The 25232-nt window shown below is 41.5% G+C and carries 28 protein-coding genes; 9 read left to right on the forward strand and 19 right to left on the reverse strand.

The annotated features are described in order from the left end of the window. Positions 1–3 precede the first annotated feature (3 nt). The 5 genes from yhbH to AC1U9Z_RS02105 all read right to left on the reverse strand — a co-directional run bounded on the left by yhbH (position 4) and on the right by AC1U9Z_RS02105 (position 5794). A complete protein-coding gene (yhbH, locus tag AC1U9Z_RS02085) occupies positions 4–1155 on the reverse strand; it encodes a sporulation protein YhbH (RefSeq protein WP_333530374.1) in 1152 nt (383 codons plus the stop codon). An 11-nt stretch (positions 1156–1166) separates the two neighbouring features. Further along, positions 1167–3062 (reverse strand): PrkA family serine protein kinase, encoded by a 1896-nt coding sequence (locus AC1U9Z_RS02090; protein ID WP_479955528.1) that lies wholly within the window; start codon positions 3060–3062, stop codon positions 1167–1169. Positions 3063–3445: 383 nt separating this feature from the next. Then, a complete protein-coding gene (locus tag AC1U9Z_RS02095) occupies positions 3446–3601 on the reverse strand; it encodes a hypothetical protein (RefSeq protein WP_479955529.1) in 156 nt (51 codons plus the stop codon). Positions 3602–3699: 98 nt separating this feature from the next. Further along, entirely contained in the window at positions 3700–4422 is a 723-nt protein-coding gene (locus tag AC1U9Z_RS02100) for a type 1 glutamine amidotransferase (RefSeq protein WP_479955530.1), read from the reverse strand. Next, positions 4394–5794, reverse strand: a complete 1401-nt coding sequence (locus AC1U9Z_RS02105; protein ID WP_479955531.1) for a MurT ligase domain-containing protein — start codon at positions 5792–5794, stop codon at positions 4394–4396. The genes AC1U9Z_RS02100 and AC1U9Z_RS02105 overlap by 29 nt, the downstream gene beginning before the upstream one ends. Positions 5795–6011: 217 nt before the next feature. Here AC1U9Z_RS02105 and AC1U9Z_RS02110 point away from each other — a divergent pair, with 217 nt between their 5' ends. Next, on the forward strand, positions 6012–6491 hold the full coding sequence (locus AC1U9Z_RS02110) for a DUF456 domain-containing protein (RefSeq protein WP_479955532.1): 480 nt from the start codon (positions 6012–6014) through the stop codon (positions 6489–6491). 59 nt (positions 6492–6550) lie between these two features. After that, a complete protein-coding gene (locus AC1U9Z_RS02115) occupies positions 6551–6883 on the forward strand; it encodes a helix-turn-helix domain-containing protein (protein ID WP_479955533.1) in 333 nt (110 codons plus the stop codon). A gap of 58 nt (positions 6884–6941) precedes the next feature. Here AC1U9Z_RS02115 and ytpR read toward each other — a convergent pair whose 3' ends face one another. Together ytpR and AC1U9Z_RS02125 are read right to left on the reverse strand one after the other, a co-directional pair. Next, a complete protein-coding gene (gene ytpR / locus AC1U9Z_RS02120) occupies positions 6942–7334 on the reverse strand; it encodes a YtpR family tRNA-binding protein (RefSeq protein WP_479955534.1) in 393 nt (130 codons plus the stop codon). A 293-nt stretch (positions 7335–7627) separates the two neighbouring features. Continuing rightward, positions 7628–8452 carry an ATP-binding protein gene (locus AC1U9Z_RS02125; RefSeq protein WP_479955535.1) on the reverse strand — a complete coding sequence of 275 codons (825 nt, stop codon included), beginning with the start codon at positions 8450–8452 and terminating at the stop codon, positions 7628–7630. 450 nt (positions 8453–8902) lie between these two features. Between AC1U9Z_RS02125 and AC1U9Z_RS02130 the strand changes: the two genes are divergently transcribed. After that, complete coding sequence (locus AC1U9Z_RS02130; RefSeq protein ID WP_333530365.1) at positions 8903–9085, forward strand: hypothetical protein; 183 nt, start codon at positions 8903–8905, stop codon at positions 9083–9085. 248 nt (positions 9086–9333) lie between these two features. After that, positions 9334–10095, forward strand: coding sequence for a TatD family hydrolase (locus AC1U9Z_RS02135; protein ID WP_479955536.1), 762 nt, complete (start codon positions 9334–9336; stop codon positions 10093–10095). 101 nt (positions 10096–10196) lie between these two features. Here the strand turns inward: AC1U9Z_RS02135 and AC1U9Z_RS02140 are convergent, their stop codons facing one another. Both AC1U9Z_RS02140 and brnQ read right to left on the reverse strand, forming a co-directional pair. Further along, a complete protein-coding gene (locus AC1U9Z_RS02140; protein WP_479955537.1) occupies positions 10197–10766 on the reverse strand; it encodes a hypothetical protein in 570 nt (189 codons plus the stop codon). Positions 10767–11042: 276 nt separating this feature from the next. After that, positions 11043–12347: a branched-chain amino acid transport system II carrier protein gene (gene brnQ / locus AC1U9Z_RS02145; RefSeq protein WP_479955538.1), complete on the reverse strand. Its 1305-nt coding sequence runs from the start codon at positions 12345–12347 to the stop codon at positions 11043–11045. 220 nt (positions 12348–12567) lie between these two features. On the opposite strand from brnQ, the gene AC1U9Z_RS02150 reads away from it, so the two are divergent. Beyond that, positions 12568–12942: a DnaJ family domain-containing protein gene (locus AC1U9Z_RS02150; RefSeq protein ID WP_479955539.1), complete on the forward strand. Its 375-nt coding sequence runs from the start codon at positions 12568–12570 to the stop codon at positions 12940–12942. 134 nt (positions 12943–13076) lie between these two features. On the opposite strand, the gene AC1U9Z_RS02155 is transcribed toward AC1U9Z_RS02150, so the two are convergent. Then, positions 13077–13523 carry a CBS domain-containing protein gene (locus tag AC1U9Z_RS02155; protein WP_333530360.1) on the reverse strand — a complete coding sequence of 149 codons (447 nt, stop codon included), beginning with the start codon at positions 13521–13523 and terminating at the stop codon, positions 13077–13079. A gap of 59 nt (positions 13524–13582) precedes the next feature. Next, on the reverse strand, positions 13583–15112 hold the full coding sequence (locus AC1U9Z_RS02160; RefSeq protein WP_479955540.1) for a YifB family Mg chelatase-like AAA ATPase: 1530 nt from the start codon (positions 15110–15112) through the stop codon (positions 13583–13585). 141 nt (positions 15113–15253) lie between these two features. On the opposite strand from AC1U9Z_RS02160, the gene AC1U9Z_RS02165 reads away from it, so the two are divergent. From AC1U9Z_RS02165 to AC1U9Z_RS02180, 4 genes are all read left to right on the forward strand, one after another. Continuing rightward, entirely contained in the window at positions 15254–15592 is a 339-nt protein-coding gene (locus AC1U9Z_RS02165; RefSeq protein WP_479955541.1) for a DsrE family protein, read from the forward strand. A 467-nt stretch (positions 15593–16059) separates the two neighbouring features. Then, positions 16060–16809 carry an SIR2 family NAD-dependent protein deacylase gene (locus AC1U9Z_RS02170; protein WP_479955542.1) on the forward strand — a complete coding sequence of 250 codons (750 nt, stop codon included), beginning with the start codon at positions 16060–16062 and terminating at the stop codon, positions 16807–16809. A 105-nt stretch (positions 16810–16914) separates the two neighbouring features. Next, on the forward strand, positions 16915–17073 hold the full coding sequence (locus AC1U9Z_RS02175; protein ID WP_333530356.1) for a hypothetical protein: 159 nt from the start codon (positions 16915–16917) through the stop codon (positions 17071–17073). A 26-nt stretch (positions 17074–17099) separates the two neighbouring features. Beyond that, positions 17100–17354: a hypothetical protein gene (locus AC1U9Z_RS02180; RefSeq protein ID WP_333530355.1), complete on the forward strand. Its 255-nt coding sequence runs from the start codon at positions 17100–17102 to the stop codon at positions 17352–17354. A gap of 39 nt (positions 17355–17393) precedes the next feature. Here AC1U9Z_RS02180 and AC1U9Z_RS02185 read toward each other — a convergent pair whose 3' ends face one another. The 8 genes from AC1U9Z_RS02185 to nuoH form a co-directional block, all read right to left on the reverse strand. Then, positions 17394–17762 (reverse strand): YraN family protein, encoded by a 369-nt coding sequence (locus AC1U9Z_RS02185; RefSeq protein WP_479955543.1) that lies wholly within the window; start codon positions 17760–17762, stop codon positions 17394–17396. 182 nt (positions 17763–17944) lie between these two features. After that, a complete protein-coding gene (locus AC1U9Z_RS02190; RefSeq protein ID WP_479955544.1) occupies positions 17945–19375 on the reverse strand; it encodes an NADH-quinone oxidoreductase subunit N in 1431 nt (476 codons plus the stop codon). A gap of 3 nt (positions 19376–19378) precedes the next feature. Further along, positions 19379–20893 (reverse strand): complex I subunit 4 family protein, encoded by a 1515-nt coding sequence (locus AC1U9Z_RS02195; RefSeq protein ID WP_333530352.1) that lies wholly within the window; start codon positions 20891–20893, stop codon positions 19379–19381. Then, the gene (gene nuoL / locus AC1U9Z_RS02200) at positions 20893–22827 is read right to left on the reverse strand and encodes an NADH-quinone oxidoreductase subunit L (RefSeq protein WP_479955545.1); all 1935 of its coding nucleotides are present in this window, start codon (positions 22825–22827) and stop codon (positions 20893–20895) included. Before nuoL ends, AC1U9Z_RS02195 begins: the two co-directional genes overlap by 1 nt. Before the next feature lie 30 nt (positions 22828–22857). Next, entirely contained in the window at positions 22858–23175 is a 318-nt protein-coding gene (nuoK, locus tag AC1U9Z_RS02205) for an NADH-quinone oxidoreductase subunit NuoK (protein ID WP_479955546.1), read from the reverse strand. Continuing rightward, the gene (locus AC1U9Z_RS02210; protein WP_479955547.1) at positions 23159–23677 is read right to left on the reverse strand and encodes an NADH-quinone oxidoreductase subunit J family protein; all 519 of its coding nucleotides are present in this window, start codon (positions 23675–23677) and stop codon (positions 23159–23161) included. The genes nuoK and AC1U9Z_RS02210 overlap by 17 nt, the downstream gene beginning before the upstream one ends. Continuing rightward, positions 23677–24174, reverse strand: coding sequence for a NuoI/complex I 23 kDa subunit family protein (locus AC1U9Z_RS02215; protein WP_479955548.1), 498 nt, complete (start codon positions 24172–24174; stop codon positions 23677–23679). The genes AC1U9Z_RS02210 and AC1U9Z_RS02215 overlap by 1 nt, the downstream gene beginning before the upstream one ends. 5 nt (positions 24175–24179) lie before the next feature. Further along, on the reverse strand, positions 24180–25229 hold the full coding sequence (nuoH, locus tag AC1U9Z_RS02220; RefSeq protein WP_479955549.1) for an NADH-quinone oxidoreductase subunit NuoH: 1050 nt from the start codon (positions 25227–25229) through the stop codon (positions 24180–24182). Between the last annotated feature and the right edge of the window lie 3 nt (positions 25230–25232).

A 25232-nucleotide genomic window follows, 5' to 3' on the forward strand; every position in this document is an offset into this window, starting at 1 on the left:
AGTTTACCCTCCCTCTTGGTCGGGTTTTTTAAAGAACGCTTTCAAAGCAGGATATACCCCTGATTTATCTCGAATCGTTACACTGAGAAAGCGGGAATGGTTTAGCTTTTTAAAGAATGAATTTAAGGTGCTGGTATAGTAGTAGGGTCCTTCTATTTCCCCATAACCCACCAGACTGCACTTACTCAATAACTGATCGATTAATTGAATACATTTTTCATTATCACTGGTCAGGTTATCACCGTCCGAGAAATGAAAAGCATATATATTGTAATCATCCTTTGGGTATCGGGCATTAATTAAATCCAGGGCAAGCTGATAAACGGATGAACAACGGGTTCCCCCACTTTCTCCCTTGGTAAAGAACTCTTCTTCACTGACCTCTTTGGCCTCGGTATGGTGTGCCAGAAATACGATTTCGACATTTTGGTATTTGGTCCTGAGAAAACGAACCATCCAGAAAAAAAAGCTCCTGGCAATATACTTTTCAAAGGGTCCCATGGAACCGGAAGTATCCATCATGGCTAGGACCACGGCACTGGATTCAAATTTAGGTACAACCTCCCAGGTTTTATACCTTAGATCCTCCGGGGTGATACCATGAATACCCGGTTTACCCTTTAATGCATTCCGCTTCAAAACTTCCAGTATGGTTCTTTTACGGTCAACATTGCTTTGAATCCCAATCTTACGAACATCCCGAAATTCTACGGACTCGGAAGCTAACTTTTTATTCTTTTTTTCTTCTAAATTGGGCAGGCTCAAATCCTCAAAGACAATTTGCTCTATTTCATCGATGGTAACATCTGCCTCATAATAGTCATGACCGGGATCTTCACCCGCTCCGGGGCCTTTGCCCGGGGCCTGTTGCCCAGGATCGCTGCCCAATATATCGCCAACCTTACTTTTTCCGTCCCCCTGCCCCGTATGTTTCTGTTTTCTAAAATCATAACGAAAGCGATATTGTTCCAGCGAACGAATAGGTACCTTAACCACTCTCTGGCCATCGGACAAAATAATACTTTCTTCACTAACAATATCTGCCAGGTTCTTTTTGATTGCTTCACGTACCTTTTCACGGTGACGGTGTTGGTCAACCTCACCTTTACGGTGAAGTGACCAATCCTCCCTCGATATTATAAAACTATATGTCACTGCTATCACTCCTAGCGGCTTAACAAGCTACCTACATATTTTAGAAGCTCATTGGCACAAACAGGGCAATATCCATGTTCAGCAATTAATCTGGCACTTACTTCGTTGATTCTTTTTAGCTGCTCTCCATCCGGGGTTTTGCTCGATGTCGTAATTTTTACAATATCCTTTAAGTCCGCGAAAAGCTTTTTCTCAATGGCTTCTCTTAATCTTTCATGGCTGTTGTAATTGAACCTTCTATTTTTCCTGGCGTAGCTAGACAAACGAATTAAGATTTCTTCTCGGAAGGCCTTTTTGGCATTTTCTGATATGCCAATTTGTTCCTCAACAGACCGCATTAGTTTCTCATCGGGATCCATTTCCTCATCGGTAATTGGGTCTTTGATTTTAACACCATTACAGAAGGCTTCTACATTATCCAAGTAGTTATTAAACAATACCTTGGCAGATTCTTCGAAGGAATAAACAAAGGCCTTTTGTACTTCTTTTTTAGCCATTTCATCGTACTCTTTACGAGCAATCGAAATGAAGTTGAGCAGTCTTTCTTTTTCCTCTTGGGTTATAGAAGGATGCTGGTCAAGACCATCCTTGATTGCCCTTAATACATCCAGGGGATTGATACATTGGGTATTGGTTCGAATAAGGGCAGAGGACAAGCGGTTTATTACATAACGTGGATCAACCCCGCTCATTCCCTCATCAATTGCTTCATTTTGAAGCTCTTTTAAATCCTTTTGTTTGAAACCCTCCACGTCTTCTCCGTCATAAAGCTTCATTTTCTTTACAATATCCATGCCCTGTTTTTTCGATTCCTTTAATCTGGACAAAACGGAGAAAACGCTGGCAACCTTTAAGGCATGAGGGGCTATATGAATAGCACTTAAATCGCTTTGTTTGATTAACTTTTCATATATTTTCACTTCATCCGTGACCTTTAAATTGTAAGGTATTTTCATGACAATAATACGTGACTGAAGTGCCTCATTTTTCTTATTGCTAATAAATGTGCGATATTCATTTTCGTTGGTATGAGCAATGATCATTTCATCCGCATAAATCAAGGCAAATCTGCCGGCCTTGAAATTGCCTTCCTGGGATAGGGACAACAGGTTCCAAAGGAATTTTTCGTCGCATTTAAGCATTTCCTGGAACTCCATCAGACCACGGTTGGATATATTTAATTCACCGTCAAAACGGTAGGCCCTGGGATCAGACTCAGATCCATATTCAGCAATGGTTGAAAAATCGATACTGCCGGTCAAGTCGGCAATATCCTGGGATTTGGGATCTGAAGGGGTGAAGGTACCAATTCCTGTACGGTTATCCTCTGAGAGGAAAACTCTTTCCACCTGGACATTTTCTATTTTACCGCCATACTCAGTTTCCAGCATCATACGGCAAGATGGACAAAGCTCACCCTCAATATAAACGCCATATTCCTTCGAAAACTCTTCCCTTAGTTCCTTGGGAATTAGATGCAGGGGTTCCTCATGCATCGGACAATCTTTAATGCCGTAGAGGGCACCCTTTTCCGTTCGACTGAATTGTTCCAGTCCACTTTTAAGCATGGCAACCAAGGTAGACTTACCACCGCTTACCGGACCCATTAACAAAAGAATTCTCTTGCGAACATCAAGACGACGGGCTGCCGGATGAAAGTATTCTTCCACTAATTTTTCCAGTGGTTTATCCAGGCCAAATATTTCCTTCGAAAAGAATTTATATTCCTTACTGCTTTCTTTCTCATTGACCCCAGCTTCTTTAATCATATTGTAGATCCTAGCATGGGCCAATTGAGTTATATAGGGCTTTTCCTTGACTATTTTTAGATAATCGTGAAAAGAACCCTGCCAAGCTAGACTATTTTCTAATGATCGGTAATCTTCCAAACGCTTAAGAAAATCCACCCCTTTTATCACTCCTTTGCACTAGAAATCGGTTAGACAAAACTTACTATAAAATTTATATGCCGACCGTGATATAAAAAGACGGTTTGTACTAAAAGTAACTTTTTTGTTATCTTTTTGTACAAGTAGCTGGATATACAAATTTTGTTGTAAATTTTGTCTATTCTATTCTCTTATATATAAAAAGTTACCAACATTTTATAGGGTAGATCCAATTTTCTGAAAACAAAAAAAGACTTAGCAATATAATGTGGGGAACAAAACAGGAGTCGTTCCCAATTTAAATGAAAAAGGAAGTGTCGCTGGCCTACTAAAAGTAGCTTTGCGATACTCCCTTTGGTTGCAATAAAAATGAGTCAGGTGACTCTCCTGACTCATCAAGACTAGTGATGGTACTTTTTTTCTTCTTCAACTTTTTCCGGATCAAGTTTCGTAATGATTAAATTTTTGTCTTCCATTAATGATTTATCAATATTTAAATTAGGTACCAAGCGGTAACAAACTTCTTCTCCCTCAATCCAAGTTAAAAGGTATTGCATGCAACCACCCCCGTAAGAGTATTTTGTATACAGTATTAGCTCTTGTGATTATTCTAACAAATTGTAAGCCAACTGACAATACCTTTTTCAATTATTTATTATTTAATGTGCCTGTCTACCATCACTTTAACTGCCAGATCCTCAAAATGATCTTCCAATGGCAATAAATCTTGTTTTATGCCCCGTCGCTCTAAAGAAAGCTTAATGAATCGATCCGTTAGTTTACTATTTTTAGGTAAAAGTGGCCCATGTAAATAGGAACCAAAAACGTTTTTATACCGGACCCCTTCTAAACCGTCCTGACCATTATTGCCATAGCCGGTAATTATTTTACCCAGGGGTTCCATATTGCCGATAAAGGTTTGACCCGAATGATTTTCAAAACCTACCACCTTGATGGTTTCAGATCCAATTTTCATGTCTATGATAACATTACCAATCAGTCTTACATTGCCGGCCTTTGTATAATGATCTAAAATACCTAAGCCGGGAATCCTTTGACCATCGGTGGTAAGGTAATATTGGCCCAGCATTTGATATCCCCCACAGATGGCCAATACCACCAGTCCTTGGTTAATGGCTTCGATCAGGGAATCTTTTCTTGCCAGAAGATCCGCAGCCATTAAATTCTGCTCTCTGTCCGATCCCCCGCCAAGAAATAAAAAGTCAATATCATGGAAATTCACCGGTTCCCCAACATTCACTTCAACAAGTTCCACCGGTATTTGCCGCCAGCGACAACGTTGTAAAAAAGCAATTACATTACCCTTATCCCCATACAGATTTAATAAATCAGGATACAGATGGCAAACCTTTAACATGGGTTTCCTCCTTTTCTGCCAACTCTAGTAATATCTTCTGTGCTGGCCAAAGGGCAGTATAGGTTGAAAAAAGATAGGTACTTTCTCCGGGACCCTCTAAGGTTTTTTGAATGGCCGCTGTCATGTCCCCGTCAATTGTTATTTTATCAGTAGGTACACCTGCATATTTAAGGCGTAGGGCCATTTCCTCCCCTCGTAAGCCTGAACAGGTAAAGGTTTCAATACTAGCCTGGGCCTCGGCTAAGTGTTCAAAATCCACATCCCAGAGCCATGAGATATCCCTGCCATCCGCGTCATTATCATTGATGGCCATCCATACGTTTTTTGAACCCGGTATACTGAGCAGGGTAGAAATTCCCTCATTAAATCCAGTTGGGTTTTTAACTAGATTTAATAGGGCTGTTTTCCCATGGTAGTAAAAGGTTTCCATCCTTCCTACGGCCGGTTTATACTTGAGCAGCCCCTGTTGAATCTGTTCAACGGATATTCCTACTAGATAACCTACCGAGAAGGCAGCCAGGGCATTATACAGGTTATAAAAACCCTGGGTATTAATCGTTAAGGCAGCTTCCCCTTGGGGATAGCGGACCCTGCATTCTAATGAAGTTCCCAGGTTGTGAATAGCCCTGGCCTCAACTTCAGGTTCTTTACGTTTAAAGCCACATTCTGTACAGCTATAGGACCCTAATTGGCTATACTGAAAAGAATCATAATGCAGTTCATTGCCACAATGGGGACAAAATTTTGACTCTCTGGTTTGCTTGGTCTCATTTTCTGAACGCTGGTTGGGTACTAACCCATAAAAACTGGCGATATGACCCGTTACCTGCTGCATTTGAGCCACCAGTGGGTCATCTGTATTTAATACTAAATGCACCTTTGCTAAAGTTTTTAAGGCTTCCCTAACCAACTTAACAGTGGTGTCTAGTTCACCATAACGATCTAATTGGTCACGAAAAAAATTATTGACCACTACATAATGGGGTTTTACCTCCTGCACCACCTTGGGAAAAGATGCTTCATCTACTTCCAGCAAGGCAAAATCACAATCAATTTTGCCTAGTAAATTTGCCTGTTTGATAAAGGCTGCGGTTACCCCAGTAATTAAATTGGCACCTTCCTGGTTGATAACTACTTTGTAGCCGCCGGTTTCGATAACATTGGCAATCATATTATTGGTTGTTGTCTTGCCATTGGTGCCAGTAACCATTATTACACCTTTACGGGCTTGTCTTGCTAGATCCGCTAAGGTACCCTGATAGATCTTTCTGGCCACCACCCCTGGTAACGAAGATCCTTTCCAGCCAAACTTTCGGCTCGCAAAGGCGGCCAACTTTGCCAGCCAAACCGCCAGGATTAGTCTAATATTCATCTACAACCCACCATTATCATAAATTCTGATTAACAACGATTATTATATCCTGCTTCCTTTTAATTGGCAATTATTCCTACCAGGTAAATAGATATCTCTACTAAACAGGCGTCAACAAATTATTCTTTTTCTCTTAGACATTGTGGTAAGATAGGATAAAGGCCTTGAGCTGTGTGCCATGGCCCATGGCACACAGCCTATAAAAAGAGGTGATTCAATGTCCACTACCGGCTTAATTATTGCGTGTATCTTTTTCATTGCCGGCATGGCTGGGATTATTCTGCCCATCCTGCCTGGTGCTCCTTTGTTGCTTATCGGAATGTTGATCTATGGTTTTTTTGAACATTTCACTCACTTAACCTGGTCCTTTTTTGCTGGACAGTTAATCCTGGTAGCCTTTATTTTTGCCATTGATTATTTATCAAATATTTGGGGTGTCAAGAAATATGGCGGCTCCAAAACCGCTGTCCGTGGTTCTCTAATCGGGATGTTTGCAGGACTTTTACTTCTGGGTCCCCTGGGTATCATCCTTGGACCCTTGCTGGGTGCTGTTATCGGAGAATTATTGGCTAAACGCAGTTTTGATCAGGCTATAAAATCTGGTTTTGGTACCTTGTTAGGATTTTTAGGAGGGGCCCTGATCAAGCTATTTATACAAATTTTAATGATTGTTTGGTTCTTTAGTGTTATTCAATAAATTCGACAGAGGCAAAAATGAAGTATCCCGAGGACTTGAGAAAGAAAGAGTTGATCACAATGGATAAAAATAAAATTTATTTACTGGGAGCAGTTATTTTGTCAATTTCCATATTTGCTAGTTCAATCATAATAAGTACTTCATTCAATCATCTATCCGCTAGCATAAAATCTTTTGAACATATTCTGTTAAATCAAAAAGAAGAAAAAAATATCATGACACTTGATGAAGCAGCCGATTATCTCCATATCAGCACGGAAACTTTAAAATATATGTCGAATGAAATCTCTGGCCTACAAATACCCTATTTAAAAGTAAATGACCAATATATTTTTACCAAACAAGGTCTAGATAAATGGCTGGAATCAAACCATTGGGATCTAGATTATTAATCATAAAAAGGGCTGTAACACAGAACCACTAACCGTTTTTTGTGTAACAGCCCCTTTTTTATTCTGCAGTTTCTGTTTGGGTTATTTCCTTAAAGGGTACTGGGGTTCCTATTTCAGTGTCGCTGGCTAAGACCCAGATACCATCTATATTTCGCTCAAACCCTAACTCATCCTGGGCACAAATCATACCATTGCTTAAAACTCCCCTGAGTTTCCCTTTCTTAATTTTTCTGCCTCCGGGAAGTTTAGCCCCATGCAAAGCCACTGGTACCTTGAGTCCGGATTCTACATTCTTTGCCCCACAAACGACTTGTAGTGGTTCCTCTTGACCAACATTTACAGTACATACTGTTAGTTTTTCGGCATCAGGATGTTTTTCCGTGGCGATTATTTCCCCTACAATAACCTTTTCGCTGGTTAATAATTCTTCTGCTATTATTTCTTCCGTCATTTCATACTTCCCCCAATCTTTTTACTCGCTCTAGCTTTTTATTATATCTTGTCTCAATGCATATTGAAAAGTTTACCCTCCCAAAAACAAGAAAGTCAAATGAAAAAAGTCCACAATAAGTGGACTTTTTAAAGGTTGTGTGTAGGCAAGAGTTAAACCGCAACGGATGCAGTTAATAACCCCCACCGTTATTGTATTCATTATACTCCAAAGATTTTAAAGGTCAAGGGATTTGCATTATTTTCTTATAGTTCTTTTTTTCACAGGTACTTTCCCGTTTCCTTCGTTTTTCATTATGGTCTTAATTGAACCGCCTTTTCCTCCCTCAATACCTCTCGAATATCTCTTTCCCTTTCTAACCATAACGGCCGACACATTTGTTCGATTCTGGAGACCGTCCGCTCGCCAATTAAGCTTGTTAAATCCCCAGCTAAAAATAAGTTGGTGGTAATGATTGTCGGCAGTTCATGATTCACTCGGTAATTTATAATATTATAAAGCTTATTTTTCGTCCAGTCTGTATAATTATGGGCACCCAAATCGTCCATGACCAACAACGGAACCCCACAGGCAGCTTCCACCAGGCTATATTCCGTATAATCACCCGTATTGCTATAAGTGGCTTTGATTTTTTCCAACAAATCTGGAACAATAACAAACAAAACTTCCTTATCTGAATTGCGCAGCACGTGATTTACGATACAACAGGCTAGAAATGTTTTACCCGAACCAACAGGACCTTGTAGCAATAATCCTTCATAGGCATTTCCCTTGACAAAATCCCTCGCAAATTCCTGGGCATATTGATAGGTTTTTTGGGCAATTTCTAAATAGGTTCGTTTTGATAGGGGTTCCTTGATATTATTAGAATAATAACTAAATTGAAAGTTGTTAAAAGAATGCTTAAGCATAGACTTTGGTATTTGGCAATTTTTAAACTTTTTTTCCAATGCTTTGCGTTTCACACACTGACAAGGGACAGCCAATTCACCCTCCATATAGATGCCCCGATCCTGGCACCTATTGCATTCAAACTTAGTCCTTTGTTCAATAATAATATTTGACTTTTGTTTTCTCATTAAATCTTTTACTATTTTTTCGGGGTTAAAGTAATCCATTCTTCGCCCTCCAATTAGGAGTTAAATATTTTTACCCAATTAGCTGAATTTCGACCCTTGTTGGGTATAAATGGTTTTCAAACCTTTACGATCAGTCTATAATAAATCATAGCATAATAATAAGGAGTAGAAAATGCTTGCATCTTGGGTTTGGATTATCGCTACCTTTTTTTTCTTGCTTGGCATTAAAAAATATTGCCCAGCCAAAAGGACCTTACCATCCCTCTTGATGGCATGGTCGACTGTGGTTTTCCTGGTTTCCTTCGTGATGTTTATTGACGGGATCGTTAATCAGTCTGATAGTTTTACCTGGGAACCAATGGTTTTGTCTTTTGGTATATTTCTTTTTTGCTTGCCGATGTATTTTAAATATCTAGAACTAAAGAATAAGCAGAAAAAGTCATCCAATAAGAAACCAAAGGCCAGCGCATGATAAATGGAGGTGTATTTTTGACTGATTTAAATGTTCAATTTGTGTGTCCTGATTGTGATCATTCTTTTTCCCTAAGTACCCAGGAAATATTGGAAAGTGATACCCTCTCCTGTCCTTCCTGTGGCTGTCCTTTATCGGAGGATGAACTAAAGCATTTGAAAATTGCTATTAACTATTCTCAAGAAAAAAATACACATTAAGTAAGGCCACTATTAGCCTTTAGCCGTTAGCCCATTGACGATAAGCGATTGACCTCGCGCGCCGTAAATGACACCAGCAAAGAATGAAATTTCATATCATCCAGAGCGACAGCGAAGGATCTTCAGTCTAAGCTTTCAATACTAGAAAGATCCTTTGCTGTCGCTCTGGATGACAAAGACTTATGCCAACCACGGTAGCCTGATTATTTTTCAGGATAACCAATGTCTAATATAAAGGAGGTTGAATGATGTCTTACTTAGTTGACAGTCATCTTCATGTTACAATGATGTCTTACCAGGGCTTACAGGCGATGGCTGAGGGTGGTATTAAAAAGGCAATTACTTGTGCCATTGTTTTAGGTGCCCAACATGCTGAAAGCTACTTTGACCATTTTCGTCAGATAACCGGCTTCTATAAGAAAAATGCGGATGGATTAGGTATTAAACTATATAGTACCATCGGTGTACACCCAGCCGGCATACCCCACGACTGGCCCAGGGTAATTGATGCTCTGCCTGACTTTTTAAAAATTGAAGGGGTTGTGGGTCTTGGTGAGGTTGGTATGAACCAAGGGTCTCAATTGGAAAGGGATGTGCTTAAGGCACAATTTGAGGTTGCCCGGGATCATAAGCTCCCAATAATTGTTCATACCCCCTTTGAAAATAGGCTGCCAATTACCGAATTGACACTAAACATAGCAGCCCAGGCAAACATTCCGCCACATTTATTAATAGTTGATCATGTAAACCTCGACATCCTCGATATGGTTAATCAATTTGGGGCGATGCCCGCCATTACCATCCGTCCCAGAAATGTAACCACCGAGGCTTTGTATGAAAATATGGAACAGTTCCAGCATGGTATGTTAAACTGTGATTTCAGTAACCTATTCCCCAATGATCCCACCGCTGTGATAAAAGCCTATCAGTACTTAAAATCACGTGGGGTAAGTGAAACAATTATAGAAAATATAACTTGTAAAAAGGCAGAAAAAACATTTAATATTTAGGCTCGGATGATTCTTGTTAACATTTTTTCTTGTAGGAAATGGTCTTGACCATTCCATTTTTGTCGCGTTGCGTTGAACGGAACAGTCAAGACCGCACCCTACTAGCCGCAAAAATAATTAAGGGCAGAAATGATTGTTACACCAATTGCCACCATTAGGCTAACATAGCTTACCCTCTTATTCTCAATGGCAGAAAGCCTTAGACTAATAAAATCATAGGCACGGCTTTCTTTATGTTTGATGATGCGAAGCATTTGATTGGATGATACCATGGAATTTGTTTGATCCGAAAATATTGTAACATTTTGATACTCAAACACTTCCTGTTCAAATTGCCGCAGGTCCTCTGATATTTCCATCAATTCCATTAGCTTATCTTCCCAACGTTTTTTCCAAAAAAAAACTCCTGTTTTATACAATTTAATACTGTCAAGAACTCGTTCTAAACTTTTTTCAAATTTTCTTGCCTCGTGAAATAATTCGCAGATCCAGATGTTGTCAATATCAATAGACATATGCTTGTGCCTTAAAAGAACATCTTTCATATCAGTATATTCAGCAATAAATTTATCTTCATCGAAGTTGTCCCAATTTATTCGATTGCCATCTGAACCTGATATTTTCTTAGCCCTTTCCAGCCCCTTAAGCAGTGCTTGACCTTTGTGATACAATAATTCACCTCCAGAGGAATATCCAAGGTAATTAAACCCTGCAGTCAAAATCTGCAGGGTTTAATTATAGAGCTTTCACTTAATGACCGGGGATAGCTGAAAATTACTCAGCCGTGGTGGATCAATGGCGGACTTATTTAGGCATAGTAATTCTCTTTTTCCTTAAATAATATTCCAATGTTACGATTTTATCTTACGTAATCAATTTATACCTTTATTATGCATAAAAATACCCCACAGGCCACATGGCTGCAGGGTATCGGAATTTGTTTTACATTAATTCTGTTGTTTTGGCGAAACAAATAGTCCCAATGCAGCCATTAACAGGGCTGGCATGACCCAACCTAGGCCCTGGTCATGCCAAGGTATCATAGCCATTAAATTTGTAATACCCTGAACTTCCGCGCCTATTTTCGTTGCTATCATTTCTACCAGACCAGTCAGCACCACTGCCGACGTGCCAATAATAGATGCAACATATACCATCCGATTGCCATTAAAAAGATTATGGCAAAGGGCTAGCATTACTAACACGATAATTATCGGATAAACTGTTACCAATAATGGGACAGATACTTCCAATATTTTGGCAAGACCCATATTTGCTAACAATAAACTTACCAGTACAGTAATGATACAAACACGATTATAACTTATCCTATCATTGCTTAAGCGGTTGAAAAAGTTACCGCAACAGGCCACTAATCCAATGGCAGTGGTTAAGCAGGCTAATGTCATGGCTATGGCAATAACCGTTCTACCAATGGAACCCAATAAGGTTGTGGTTAAAAAAGATAACATTTGGCCAGGATTGTCCCCGGCAAAGGAACTACCCGTTGTAGCACCAATATAAGCTAATCCCAAATAAATCGTCGATAACCCTGTAGCAGCAATTATGCCGGCCCAAATGGTAGTTTTTTCTATGACCTTTTTGTCTTTTATTCCCTTGGCTTGCAGTGCATTTACGATTACCATGCCAAAGATTACCGAGGCCAGTGCATCCATGGTATTATAACCTTCCAAGAATCCCTTGGAAAAGGGTGCTTCGAATTGTGCCACACCGATGGTACCCTGAGGAGCAATAATACCTTTAATGATAACGATTGCTAAAAATATTATCAAAAATGGTGTAAGTATTTTTCCAATATCATCAACTATTTTAGAACCACGTAAAACAAAAAGTAACACAACTGCAAAAAATATTAAGGATGTAATGGCTAGGCTTAAACCAGATGCCTTGCCGATAAAGGGAACCACTGCTACTTCATAAGTGGTAGCGGCGGTACGTGGAATAGCTAAGAGCGGTCCAATGGATAAAACGACAATCGTAGTAATTATTTTGCTAAAAAGCGGGTGAACTCTGTTGGCTAAATATTCCAAGTCTCCCCCTGCTTTCGCCACGGCCATAACCCCCATTAAGGGTAGTCCTACACCAGTAACAATAAAGCCAAACATAGCAGTCCACAAATGCTCCCCTGCCTGTTGTCCTAGAAAGGGAGGAAAAATAAGGTTTCCTGCACCAAAAAACATAGCCAGGAGTGCTAATCCTGTAAAAAACACTTCTTTCTTCGTTAATTGCATGATAAATCCCCTTCATTAGTGTTTATTGTACTGTATAATGTTCCGGTCACATGTACAGGTTGTTTTTTTCAACATATATTATTTAACTCCATTTTCTTTAGAGTGTCAAGGTGTCCGTGTTAAGTTAGTTTGATTGAGTAAAAAAATAACCTGTTTAATTATTAAACAATTTTACACCGGGAAACTTTGTAATATAATATAAATTGAAGGTGATTTTCATATGGATATCTTTACACTAATTGCAGAAAACAAAATAAAAGAATCAATTAATAGGGGAGATTTCAATGATCTACCCGGCAGTGGTAAACCGCTGCCCCTTGAAGATTTGTCCCATATACCCGAGGACCTCCGTGCTGGTTACCGTATTCTGAAAAATGCTGGTATTGTACCGGAGGAAATAGAAATTAAAAAGGAAATTGTTTCTCTAGAAAAACTTATTAGTTATTGTTATGACGAAAACGAAAAGAATCGTTTAACAAAAAAGCTCAATGAAAAAATACTTAGATTTAATATATTAATGGAAAAAAGAAGTGCAGCTTCCCCGGCCCTAAGTATGTATAAGGATCAGATTTTGGCTAAATTTCAAGGGTCTTAGAGATAAAATGGGCGTGTTGCCTGCTACTAAAGAAAGTAGTTTGGCAACACGCCCATTTTATCTCTTTATAACCTTTTGCAAGTCTTTATGCAATTTATGGTGCGACCGTAACGGAACGACACGGGGGTCGCTCCCTACATTTTGAAGGTTTTAATAATATCTGCCCTACTTACCATTCCGATGATTTTATCATTTTCAGTTATGGGGATTCTTTTTATATTGTGTTTAATCATTAAATTGGCCAGATCACTGACCTCCGTTTCCTTTGCAGCAGTTACTACCTTAGTGGTCATTATTTCAGAGGCCTTTAGGGCTGCCAGTTTTTTAAAATCTTCTTTATACTGTTCCATGCCGCCAAAATAAATAACCGCTCCTAGGATGCCAAAATACCTGGGAGTCCGGGGGTTCGCTTCTTTGTGCAGGAGATCCCCCTCTGTTACTATTCCGATCAGATTTTCTTCTTCATCAACCACTGGTACACCGGATATCTTTTCTTCTATTAATTTTTCGGCGATTTCCTTAATCGTAGTATCACCTTTCACAGTAATAACATTGGTACTCATAATGTCCTTGGCTTGCATAAATTCTACCTCCTCTATCGCTACTAGTATTCTATCCACATTTTTAAACTAAAAACATTTCAGCTCCGTAGTATTCGATCAAGACTCCGGTATTGAATCGCCTCAGCCAAATGATTCGCTGAAAGATGTTCACTTCCTGCTAAATCAGCAATGGTTCTGGCAACCTTTAAAATACGGTCATGGGATCTTGCGCTCAGGCCCATTCTTTTAAAGGCCTCTTGTAATAACTTTGCTCCGGCCGCATCCGTCTTGCAATACTTACGAACTTCCCTCGGTCCCATGGCGGCATTACAGGCGAGGGAGTTTTTATTAAACCTCTCCCTTTGTACCCACCTAGCCTTTTCTACCCTAGATTTGATGGCAGATGAGGATTCCCCAGGAGGTGCATTATTTAATTCTTCGTAGGATATCTTAGGTACTTCCAGGTGAATATCAATGCGATCCAATAAAGGTCCTGAAATTCTGTTAATGTATTTTTGGGCCTGATGTGGCGTGCAGGTGCATTCTTTTTCTTTGTCTAATTGATAACCGCAGGGACAAGGGTTAGCGGCACCAACCAGCATAATATTAGCTGGAAAGGTAAAGCTGGCAGCAACTCTGGAAACACTGACGCACCCGTCCTCCAGTGGTTGCCTAAGTGCCTCTAAGCTGTCTTTATGAAATTCCGGAATTTCATCCATAAAGAGTATACCATAGTGAGCGAGACTTATTTCACCCGGTTTGGGAATTCTTCCGCCACCCACCAGACTTGCAGTTGAACTGGTGTGATGAGGTGATCGAAAGGGCCGTTGACGGATTAAAGGGTTTTTAGCAGGCAATTGACCGGCTAAGCTATAAATCTTAGTTACCTCCAGGGATTCTTCAAAGCTAAGCTCCGGCAATATGGAAGGTAATCTTCTGGCTAACATGGTCTTCCCACAACCCGGACTACCTAGCATAAGGATATTATGCCCTCCGGCTGCAGCAATTTCCATTGCACGTTTGGCGGCTAATTGGCCACGTACATCTACAAAATCTAACCCTTCTCCATCAGAATGGGCCGTAGTAAACTCTTCCAATGAAAAAGGTATTAGTTCAGTTTCCCCCCTTAGTGCCCCTGAGAGTTCGACTAGATTTGTTAAACCAAATACTTCAACATCCCTAACCAATGCCGCCTCTGCCGCATTGTCCAGCGGCACAATAACCTTTTTTATTCCTAGGTCCCTGGCTGCCATGACCAATGGCAATACCCCATGGACACCCCGCAGGGAGCCATCCAAGGACAGTTCACCAATAAACAACATTTCATTCGTCCGTTCGGGATTAACTTGACCAGTGGCTGCTAAAATGCCCACAGCAATCGGCAAATCATAAACTGGCCCTTCCTTACGCAGATCCGCAGGGGCTAAATTTACGGTTATTCTCTGAATGGGGTAATCCATAAAGGAGTTTTTAATAGCAGAGCGAACTCTGTCCTTAGACTCCCGAACGGCAATATCGGGGAGGCCAACAATATCCCAGCCAGGTAAACCATGCGTAACATCTACCTCCACCCGAACCCTTTGACCATCTAAACCAAGTAAAGCTACACTATCAATAATTGCTAGCACGTAATTTCCCCCATCTAAACTTCCCCACTTCTTTTTAGATCTAGTTCACCATAATTAATAAGTTTCCTTTAAATTTAGGCAATATTTCGAATTAGTTAAATGTTATAATTAAAATAAAATCTTTAATGAGGTGATCAATAAGTGCAGGACGAGCTTGTGGTAATTTGGACCAGTGGGGATCGGGATGTGGCAATAAGGATGGTGTTCATGTATTCCACTAATTCTATGCTTAGGGGTTGGTGGGAGAAAATTACTTTAATGGTCTGGGGGGCATCTTCTAAGTTATTAACCGAGGACAAGGAACTACAAGACCATATAAAACGAATGCAGGAATTAGGTGTCAATGTAATTGCCTGTAAGTCTTGTTCTGACTCTTACGGTATTACTGAAGCGTTACAGGCACTGGGAGTAGATGTCAAATATACCGGTCAGATATTAACTGATTACATAAAAAACGGCAATAAGGTAATTACATTTTAGATTTTGCCTTTGTTTACAATTATTTTGCATGCCTAATGTTGTTAGGTGGATTGCCATTAAAATATCTTGATTTACATGAAGGGACGGAAAGTCTCTTTTTCTTTTAAATGAAATGGTTTATATACCATCATCTTCTTCGGGTTTATTTTTTAAAAATAGAAAAAATAATTGCAAGGAGGTGTAGTTATGTTTAATGACTATCATAGAAACCATGGACCCGGCTTAATGTTTATGACCTTAGCCTCGATAGCGATGACCCTTCCCTTCTTGTGTTATATGAGAAGAATGTCCCACTCCTTGGAAAAAATCTCGGACAAAAATTATTCCTAAACCTACCGCCCCTTTGGGGCGGTCCTTTTTATCTTAAGGGTGATTTGTTTCAATTTTGTTTATAATTTGTCAAGGAAAAGTAACGCTATTGGTGGAAATAAAAAGAATTGGCCCTCATATAATAATTTTATGAAAGGATGTCTCAACTGCTATATCAGGATCGAATAATTAAGCTTGTGGAATCAATTAAAACGGCGGGTAAGGTTCTGGCACTAACTGGTGCCGGTATCAGCACAGAAAGTGGTATCCCCGATTTTCGTAGCAAAGATACTGGTTTATGGCATCGCTATGACCCGCAGGAAGTAGCTAGCATCAAAGCACTAAAAAAAGACCCCAAATCCTTTTATGCTCTAAATTTTCAATGGTGGGATACATGCCTTCGAGCCAGGCCCAATAAAGCCCATCTGGCTTTGGCAAAGCTTGAAGCGATGGGTTGGCTTTTGGGTACCATAACCCAGAATATTGATGGACTGCATCAACAGGCAGGGTCGCAAAGGGTTTGGGAAGTACATGGCCATTTAAGAGCATGTTACTGCTTAGTATGCCAACATGATTATGGCCTAGAACAGCTTCGCCATCATTTTCATTGCCCAAATTGTGGTGGCTTGCTGCGTCCTCAGGTTGTGTTGTTTGGGGATAGGATGTCAGAGGATTACTTTATAGCAGAAAAGGTTATGTCAGGTTGTCAGTTGTTATTAGTAATTGGCAGCAGCTTACAAGTGCAGCCGGTTGCTTCGTTACCCTATTTGTCCCGGGGTATTGTGATTATTAATAAAGAGCCCACTGCCTGGGATGAACAGGCCCAATTAATCTTTCGTGAACCAGCCAGTAAAGTACTCCGGGACCTTGTTAGCAGCATGGAGAAAAGTACGGGGCCTTATTATTAGCCGTCAGCTTCGCTGCCACCCACCTCTATCAGGGAGCGGATGACGGTTGTTATCGACTAAGTAATATGTTAACATAAGCAAAAACAAGTGCAGGGGTGAAAGATTTTGGATGATAAGCGTCCTAGTATTTCGAAATCACTGCGAACAACTGGCATAGTATTTATTATCATTAGCTTTTTTGTAGAGCAAAAAGTGGAGTTTGGCTTGCTAGGTATTGGCTTCTTTGTACTTGGTACGATGCAATTTAAGTGGCCAAAGAAATAAAAATACAAATAAGGAGGAATTCATTAATGGGTGGCGGACCTAATTTAACCTATCACCGTTCTGACACGCCCCGTCCCTGTTATGTTGAGATTCAATTTGGTACCCGTGGTACTGCCTGCCTACGTTTTGGGTGCACACCAGCCTGTGTGGCTTGTGCTTATTCCCGTCCTAAAAACACACCGTCCTGTTATGAGAGCCTGCCTGGCTTCCCCGAGGACTGTATTTCGCGCTACTTTATTCCGGAATGCAAGAGCTTTTGCAAATATGCTCAGTCTGGTTAGTTAGATGGAAAGTTGGCTAGTTGGACAGTTGGAAAGGCATTAAAAGGCGTTTTTGATGTGGTTTATTTTTTCAAGTTGACCCTCTTTGTTGAAATAAACTGCCATAATATCAAAGCGGCAAGGTACTCTGGTAAACTCAGGTCTGGTCATTAAAAAATAATTGGCCAATGTTCTGAGTTTGTTTTTCTTGGTGTAGTTTATGCTTTCTTCGGGTAGACCAAAATTCTTGCCCGACCGGGAGCGAACCTCTATAAATACCAACACGCCTGGTGAGTCTTTGGCAACAATGTCCAGTTCCCCTAATTTACAACGGTAATTTCTTTCCAGCAAACGGTAACCCATTTTCTGAAGATATTTACAGGCCTCCTCTTCCCCTCTTTTTCCCAGGGCTTTTCTCTGAAAGGTCATATTCCCCCTCCTTCCATGACGCCTCGTGACTTGTACTAAGTTTCTTGATTCCAGCTAAATTTTCCTCCGTAAATTAGCCATTCGTCTTTTGGCTTTTAGCCTTGCTGTCTTCGCTAAAAAAAATCCCCACATAGACAATGATCTACATGGGGAGGAGAAGTTATGAAAACGGGGGTCACGTTTTATCTTATTAAAAAGGATTGGGCAGCCGTATTTGCCATTTCAGACAATGGGCCGGGATAAATGCCTAAAAGAATGGTAGCCACCATGGTGATCACCAAGGTTATGGCGGTGGCTCCTCCCAATCGGATGGGTGAGGCATCCTTCGGTTCATCCCTAAATATTACGAGTATCACCCTCAAGTAGTAATAGACGGAAATCATACTCATGATTAAGCCTAAAAAGACTAACCACAGATGATCTTGAACCACCGTTTGGAAAAGATAGAACTTTCCTACAAAACCTGCCAATGGCGGAATACCTGCCATTGATAAAAGAGAAACCAACATGACACTGGCTGCCAGCGGAGCCCTTTGAATCAGTCCGGCATAATCTGCGATTTCATCACTGCCGGTTTGGTTGCTAACCGCTGCCACCACGGTAAAGGCCCCTATGGTTGCAAAGACATAGAGAAAGGCATAAAACATAACACCTTTAATGCCGGCCTCTGAAACAGCAACTAAACCAACCATGATATAGCCTGCCTGAGCAACGCTGGAATAAGCAAGCATCCTTTTAATGTTTGTTTGGGGTATCGCCACCAGGTTGCCAATGACCATACTTAAAGCAGCCAAAACTGCAATCAGCCCAACCCAGTGTTCCTGGATCACACCAAAACCGCCAATAAACAGCCGAACGAAAACGGCAAAGGAGGCTGCCTTGGAAGCTACGGCCAGGAAAGAGGTTACGGGTGTAGGTGCTCCTTCGTAAACATCCGGCGACCACATGTGAAAGGGCACCGCTGATATTTTAAATCCTAAACCAGCCACCAGCATAACCAATCCTACGATTAACAGCGGGGAGTCTACCCCTGCGGCAACTTTACTGGCAACTTCTCCAATCAGGATGGTTCCTGTGGTACCATATACCAGACTTAGACCATAAAGCAACACGGCCGTTGACATGCCAGCCAATAACAGATACTTCATGCCAGCCTCTAAAGATTTGGCCTCTGTGGAGCGAAAAGCCGCCAGAATAACAAAGGAAATGGTCATCAGTTCAAGTCCCATATACAGGGTAATAAAATCACCGGCTGAAATCATTACCATCATACCAAGGGTGGTAAACATAATGGTTGAGTAATATTCAAAGTGATTTTTTACCTGCTGGTCGACATATTTGTACGAACCGAATACAACCAGTATCGCCGAGGTTAGGCATAGGATCTTAAAGAACATGGCATAACGATCCACAATATACATGCCATTTAACATGACTCCCTGGTTAGACCAGTTAGCCACGGTAACACCCAGTACCAGGATTAGTCCCATTAGAGCAATGCTCCCCAATCCCTTTCTTGATTGGGAAGGAACAAGCAACCCCAAAACAAAGGTTAGTAATCCTACTCCAAACAAGGCAAGCTCAGGCATTAGCAACGAAAAATTAAGTTCCATTTATTATCTCCCCCCTAACTGCAGGGCTTCGTTGATATGCGCTAGAATGGGCGCTACCCCGCTATTCACCATGTCAAACAGCAGTGAGGGAAGAATACCTCCGATAACTAGAACCCCGCCCAGGACAACCAGTGGCACCAGTTCCGGTCCTCGAATATCCTTAATGTCTTTGTATTCTTCTCTGGCAGGTCCAAAGAGGGTGTTGGCACCGGCCCGCAATACATACAAAGCGGTAATAATAATCCCGGCAATGGCGAGAACTGCCAATATACCATAGACCTTAAAGGATTCCACAAAAATAGTAAACTCTGGTATAAAACTGACTAAACCTGGCAGGCCCAGAGACGCCATGGCCGCCATCATAAAACCAACGGACAAGCGAGGCGCGTAATGGGATATTCCTCCGAGATCCGGAATCCAACGAGTATGGGTCTTCTCATAAATAAAGCCAATCATGGAGAAGAATAATGCTGCCATAACACCGTGGGCAAACATGTTTGCCACAGCCCCATTGACCCCTACAACGCCCAGGGTAGCTACCCCCAGCAATACATAGCCCATGTGGGACACAGAAGAATAACCAACAACATATTTAAGATCCTTTTGGGCCAAGGCTCCCATGGCCGCATAGGCCACACCGATCACACCCAAAACAGCAATATAAGGGGCCCAAAATTTTGCTCCTAGGGGCAGTACAAACACCGCAAAGCGAATCAGACCGTAGCCCCCAATTTTCTTTAAAACCCCTGCGTGAATCATGGATACCGCAGTGGGTGCACCGGCGTAACCATCCGGTGACCAGGAGTGAAAGGGCCACATCGAAAGCAAGGAACCAAAACCAATCAGCAATAAGGCAAACATATAGATTTGGAATTGCTCCGGAAAAGCCACCCGAGACAGGGCTTCAAAGCTCATATTGGGTACACCCGTTATCTGCAAAGCTTGCACAAAGATGGCAATTACGCCCACCAGCAGGAATGCCGATCCAATTAATAAATAGATGGTCAGCTTCATGCCGGCATATTCCTTGGTGACCCGTTTCGAGCTGCCCCAGATAATAACCATAATATAAATGGGAATAACCACCACTTCATAGAACAGGAGGAAGATAAACAAATCTTGGGCGATGAAGGTTCCCATCACACCGGCAATTAAAACCAGCAGGTAGATCATCAATTCCTTGGCCCGCAGGGTAATGTTCCAAGAAGCAAATACCGCTGTAAAACCGATTAAGTTCGTTAGCAACAGCATGGGTAGGCTTAGGCCATCCACCGCCATGTACCAAGAAACTCCCAGATCGCGAATCCAGGGAACGGGTCCACCAAAGTCTACCCACTGCAAACCGCCCACGGATTGGTCATAGCCAAAATAAACGTATAGACTTAGGAGTAAAGCTGTTCCTGTACCAGCAGCTGCTACCCATTTACACAGCTTATCCTCTTCTTTGGGGATAAACATGATCACAAAGGCAGCCAGGATAGGAGATAGTAAGGTTAAGGTTAGTACAGGAATATTCATTATTTAACACCTCCCATGATACCAGCGGAAGTTGGATCACCAAAGGCCAGTACCACAGTTATGACCAGCAGTCCAAGGAAGAACACCAAGGCATAGGTCTGCAGTTTACCGGTTTGAAAATAACGAAAACCTTTTCCAGTTAAGCCTGTGAGCTCTGACATATCATTAATGAATTTATCCACCACATGGATATCAAACCAATACAGTACCTTTGCTCCACCATCCACAACCTTTTGATTAAACCATTGATAAAGTTCATCAATGTAATACTTGTTGTAGGAAATCTTGTAAAGGGTCGGGTATTTCTCTGCCAGCTGTTGGGCCCTTTGCTTTTCCGTATCCTTACAGTAAAGGGTATAGGCTAAGCCTATGCCAGCCAAGGCCAGAACGACGGATAGTGCCATCAGTCCATAGGCAGGTGCTGCCGCATGGGGATGTCCAAAATGAATCCATTGACCCCAAACATTGGCCCAGGGAGTACCAATTAAACCACCCACTGTGGCAAACACTGCCAGAACCATCAGCGGGAAGGTCATACTTAAAGGGGACTCGTGAGGGTGATTTTCTGGTTTTTCCGCACCGAAAAAGGCTAAGAAGATCATCCGCCACATGTAAAAGGCGGTTAAAAATGCTGTAAAGGCTGCCATCGCAAATAAAACATAGCCCAGTCCATGACCATGTTGGGCATACTCCATGGTCACAACCAGAATTTCATCCTTCGACCAGAAACCGGCAAAGGGTGGGATACCGGCAATGGCTAAACCGCCAATGACAAAGGTCCAACCGGTGATGGGCATTTTTTTGATCAGACCGCCCATTTTCCAAACATCTGCCTTGTCATGCAAAGCATGCAGCACAGAGCCTGCTGCCAGGAACATCAGTGCCTTGAAGAAAGCGTGGGTCCACAGGTGGAACATACTGGCGGAAAGGCTGCCAACCCCTAAAGCCAACATCATATAACCCAACTGTGAAACCGTGGAATAGGCTAAAATACGCTTAATTTCTCTTTGAGTAATGGCAATGGTGGCGGCAAATAAGGCAGTAAAGGCACCAATAAAGGCCACTACTTCCATGGCACCAGGAACTTCAGTAAAGAGGAACATTGTTCTGCCTACCAGATAGACACCTGCCACTACCATGGTGGCAGCGTGGATCAGGGCAGAAACTGGCGTAGGCCCTTCCATGGCATCCGGCAACCATACGTGCAGGGGAAATTGACCAGATTTACCAATGGGACCGATAAATACAAGTATCGCAATGAAAGTCAGCAAACCAAGGGATAAGCCATACTGTTCATAGTTCGGAACCCTTTGGGCCAACTCAACTAAATCAAGGGTGCCAAAGATAATTTGCAAAAACAGTAAGCCCAATAGCATACCGAAATCCCCAATACGAGTTGTCATAAAGGCCTTTTTGGCTGCTTCTCTGGCTGAAATCTTAAAGGTATAGAAACCGATGAGCAGATAAGAGCAAAGGCCCACCAATTCCCACATAATAAACATCTGCAGTAGGTTACTGGCGATGACTAGTCCTAGCATAGAGGCTGCAAAGAGTGACAGGTAGGAGAAAAATACCGAGTACTGAGGGTCACCCTTCATATAGCCTGTGGAATATATCTGAATTAAGGTTGCCACCAATGAAACCATGAAAAGCATCATGGCAGAAGTGGGGTCCAGTTTTACCCCAACGTTGACTGTAAACCCTTCCATACCAAACCATCTGAGGGAATAAACCAATGGCTCTTCAATAAAATGCGGATTGGTAAAAACCCCATAGGCGATGGAAGCAGCCAAAACAAAGGATGACACCATTGCGGCAATCGCAATTGACGAGCTAAGTTTCGGCCAGGGTCTAGTAAGAAAAACGATCAAGACAAAGGCCAAGGCTGGTAGTAAGGGAACTAGCCAGGCATGACCTAAAGCAAATTCAACCATTTCTTTAACACCTTCCTTCCAACCCGCGGGCTACCATTTCATTAGATCAAAATCATCTAAATTAACGGAATGCCGTTTTCTATGAATAGCAATCACAATGGCTAAGCCCAGTCCAACCTCCGCAGCAGCAACGGTAATGATAAAGATTGCAAAGATTTGTCCGACGAAGGCTTCCGGGGTAAAAAATTTATTCATGGCCACTAAATTGACGTTTACAGCCGAAAGCATCAATTCAATGGAAATCAATACAGCAATGGCATTTTTTCTGGATATCACACCATAGGCTCCGATGAGAAAAAGAGCTGCACTTAACCCAATAAAATAAGAAGGATTAAGACCTGTCCCCATTTGCCTTCACCTCCTTAACCAGTAATAAGGCACCTGTTAGGGCTACCGTCAAAAGGACAGCTGCCACTTCAAAGGGTATGGTAAAGTCATACAGTAGAATAGGTGATAAGGCTTGAATAGTTTTTTCAGGTACAGCTTGTTGGCTGATATCCCACTGGCTGCGAGCCATAAGTAAACCAATGCAAACAAAAAGCCCACCAACCACCGGAAATGCAATTTTATAACGTCCATTGACTGGGTTTGAATGTTCTATATCCGGCCGCTGAACAAACATGACACCAAAGACAATCATAATACAAACGGCACCCGCATAAACCAGCACTTGAACCGCCGCTACAAAATCCGCACTTAACAAAACAAAAATACCTGCTATACCAATAAATGTCACAATCAACCAAAGAACGCTGTGAACTAAGTTTCTTAAAGTTACCACCAACAAGGCAGAACCTAGGATTAACCCGCTCAGCAGGACAAAGGCGATTAATTCATATATATTCGCCATCAATTTCCCTCCTTGCCTGATTCTTCGGGATTCCCCTTTGCTTCGTCCCTAGCTTTAGCTGCTTCAGCTGCAGCCTTTTCTGCCGTTGCTTTCCTAATTTCTTCTTTCCTCTTCTCAACCTGTTCTGGTTTAACAAATTTAATTCTAATATCGTCGCGATTATACTGAGTTAACTCAAAATCATTAGAGAAAGTAATAGCAGCTTTGGGACAAGACTCCTCACACATACCACAAAACAAACAATATTGCTGGTCAAAATCATACTTGGTTACTACTTTCTTTTTATCCACTGTTTCAGTTTCCAGTTTAATTACCTTATTAGGACAGGCATTAACACACTGGTTACAGCCAATACATTTATCATAATCAAATTCCGGTCGACCATAGAATCTATCGGGGATAGGTAATCGTTTATCAGGATATTGTACGGTTACCTTTGGTTTAAAAAATTCTTTAATTGTAACTCCTAAGCCTTTTATTAAACCCTTACCATACACTACAATCACCCCCCTATTGTTTGATAAAGATATTTACCTATACCGGTTACAAAGATATTTGCTATGGAAAGGGGTATTAATACCTTCCAACCAAATTCCATCAGTTGATCCACCCTAATCCGTGGGTAAGTCCAACGGAACCACATGATGATAAAGATCATGATATATACTTTGAATAAGAACCAAATCCACGAAGGAATTAAGGTAAGACCGAAGGGTGCTTGCCATCCCCCTAAAAACAGTGTGGTGGCCAAAACGGAAACTAACACTACGTTGGCATATTCCGCCAGGAAGAACATCGCAAAGCCCATACCGCTATATTCAGTAAAGGGGCCACTAATAATCTCAGATTCACCCTCCATCAAATCAAAGGGTGCCCTGTTTGTTTCAGCAACGGCAGCAATTAGATAAATCAAAAAACCAAGGGGCTGCAGCAGGATAAACCAAACACCTTCCTGTGCCTCGATGATTTCACTCATATTTAAGGTTCCGGTTAAAATGATAACACCTACAATGGATAATATTAAGGGCATTTCATAACTAACCATCTGTGCTACTACCCTCATACTACCAAGTAAGGAATATTTATTGTTAGAGGCCCAACCAGACATCCAAATTATCACCGTTGAAAGAGATGCCACCGCTAAAAAATAGTAAACCCCAATGTTTAAATCTATGGCCACCATTCCTTTACCAAAGGGAGCCACTGCAAAAACTGCCAAAGGAGGCATAAAAATTAATATTGGTCCAAGTAAAAATAGTTTTTTATCTACACATTTTGGAATAATAACTTCCTTGCTTATTAATTTACCAATATCCGCTACGGTCTGTAACAACCCCCAGGGTCCAACCCTGTTAGGTCCTATCCGACATTGTATATAAGCAGCTACTTTCCTCTCCATATACACCAGCCACAGGGCACTGATCAATATATAAAGAAGAACGGCCACTAATTTTAATACCATCATTATAAAATCAGAGGCCACCACGGATAGGCCAGCGGACCCCAGCAGGTCTCTGGTCCCGCTGGCTATATTAACAAATAAATTTTCCACTTT

It is taken from the genome of Desulfotomaculum sp. (assembly GCF_982386235.1).

Excerpts from the sequence above, each read along its gene's own strand:
- AC1U9Z_RS02095 (WP_479955529.1), bottom strand. The coding sequence starts at position 3,601 with ATGCAATACCTTTTAACTTGGATTGAGGGAGAAGAAGTTTGTTACCGC.
- AC1U9Z_RS02100 (WP_479955530.1), bottom strand. The coding sequence starts at position 4,422 with ATGTTAAAGGTTTGCCATCTGTATCCTGATTTATTAAATCTGTATGGG.
- AC1U9Z_RS02105 (WP_479955531.1), bottom strand. The coding sequence starts at position 5,794 with ATGAATATTAGACTAATCCTGGCGGTTTGGCTGGCAAAGTTGGCCGCC.
- AC1U9Z_RS02110 (WP_479955532.1), top strand. The coding sequence starts at position 6,012 with ATGTCCACTACCGGCTTAATTATTGCGTGTATCTTTTTCATTGCCGGC.
- AC1U9Z_RS02115 (WP_479955533.1), top strand. The coding sequence starts at position 6,551 with ATGGATAAAAATAAAATTTATTTACTGGGAGCAGTTATTTTGTCAATT.
- ytpR (WP_479955534.1), bottom strand. The coding sequence starts at position 7,334 with ATGACGGAAGAAATAATAGCAGAAGAATTATTAACCAGCGAAAAGGTT.
- AC1U9Z_RS02125 (WP_479955535.1), bottom strand. The coding sequence starts at position 8,452 with ATGGATTACTTTAACCCCGAAAAAATAGTAAAAGATTTAATGAGAAAA.
- AC1U9Z_RS02135 (WP_479955536.1), top strand. The coding sequence starts at position 9,334 with ATGTCTTACTTAGTTGACAGTCATCTTCATGTTACAATGATGTCTTAC.
- brnQ (WP_479955538.1), bottom strand. The coding sequence starts at position 12,347 with ATGCAATTAACGAAGAAAGAAGTGTTTTTTACAGGATTAGCACTCCTG.
- AC1U9Z_RS02150 (WP_479955539.1), top strand. The coding sequence starts at position 12,568 with ATGGATATCTTTACACTAATTGCAGAAAACAAAATAAAAGAATCAATT.
- AC1U9Z_RS02155 (WP_333530360.1), bottom strand. The coding sequence starts at position 13,523 with ATGCAAGCCAAGGACATTATGAGTACCAATGTTATTACTGTGAAAGGT.
- AC1U9Z_RS02170 (WP_479955542.1), top strand. The coding sequence starts at position 16,060 with ATGTCTCAACTGCTATATCAGGATCGAATAATTAAGCTTGTGGAATCA.
- AC1U9Z_RS02180 (WP_333530355.1), top strand. The coding sequence starts at position 17,100 with ATGGGTGGCGGACCTAATTTAACCTATCACCGTTCTGACACGCCCCGT.
- AC1U9Z_RS02185 (WP_479955543.1), bottom strand. The coding sequence starts at position 17,762 with ATGACCTTTCAGAGAAAAGCCCTGGGAAAAAGAGGGGAAGAGGAGGCC.
- AC1U9Z_RS02190 (WP_479955544.1), bottom strand. The coding sequence starts at position 19,375 with ATGGAACTTAATTTTTCGTTGCTAATGCCTGAGCTTGCCTTGTTTGGA.
- AC1U9Z_RS02195 (WP_333530352.1), bottom strand. The coding sequence starts at position 20,893 with ATGAATATTCCTGTACTAACCTTAACCTTACTATCTCCTATCCTGGCT.
- nuoL (WP_479955545.1), bottom strand. The coding sequence starts at position 22,827 with ATGGTTGAATTTGCTTTAGGTCATGCCTGGCTAGTTCCCTTACTACCA.
- nuoK (WP_479955546.1), bottom strand. The coding sequence starts at position 23,175 with ATGGGGACAGGTCTTAATCCTTCTTATTTTATTGGGTTAAGTGCAGCT.
- AC1U9Z_RS02210 (WP_479955547.1), bottom strand. The coding sequence starts at position 23,677 with ATGGCGAATATATATGAATTAATCGCCTTTGTCCTGCTGAGCGGGTTA.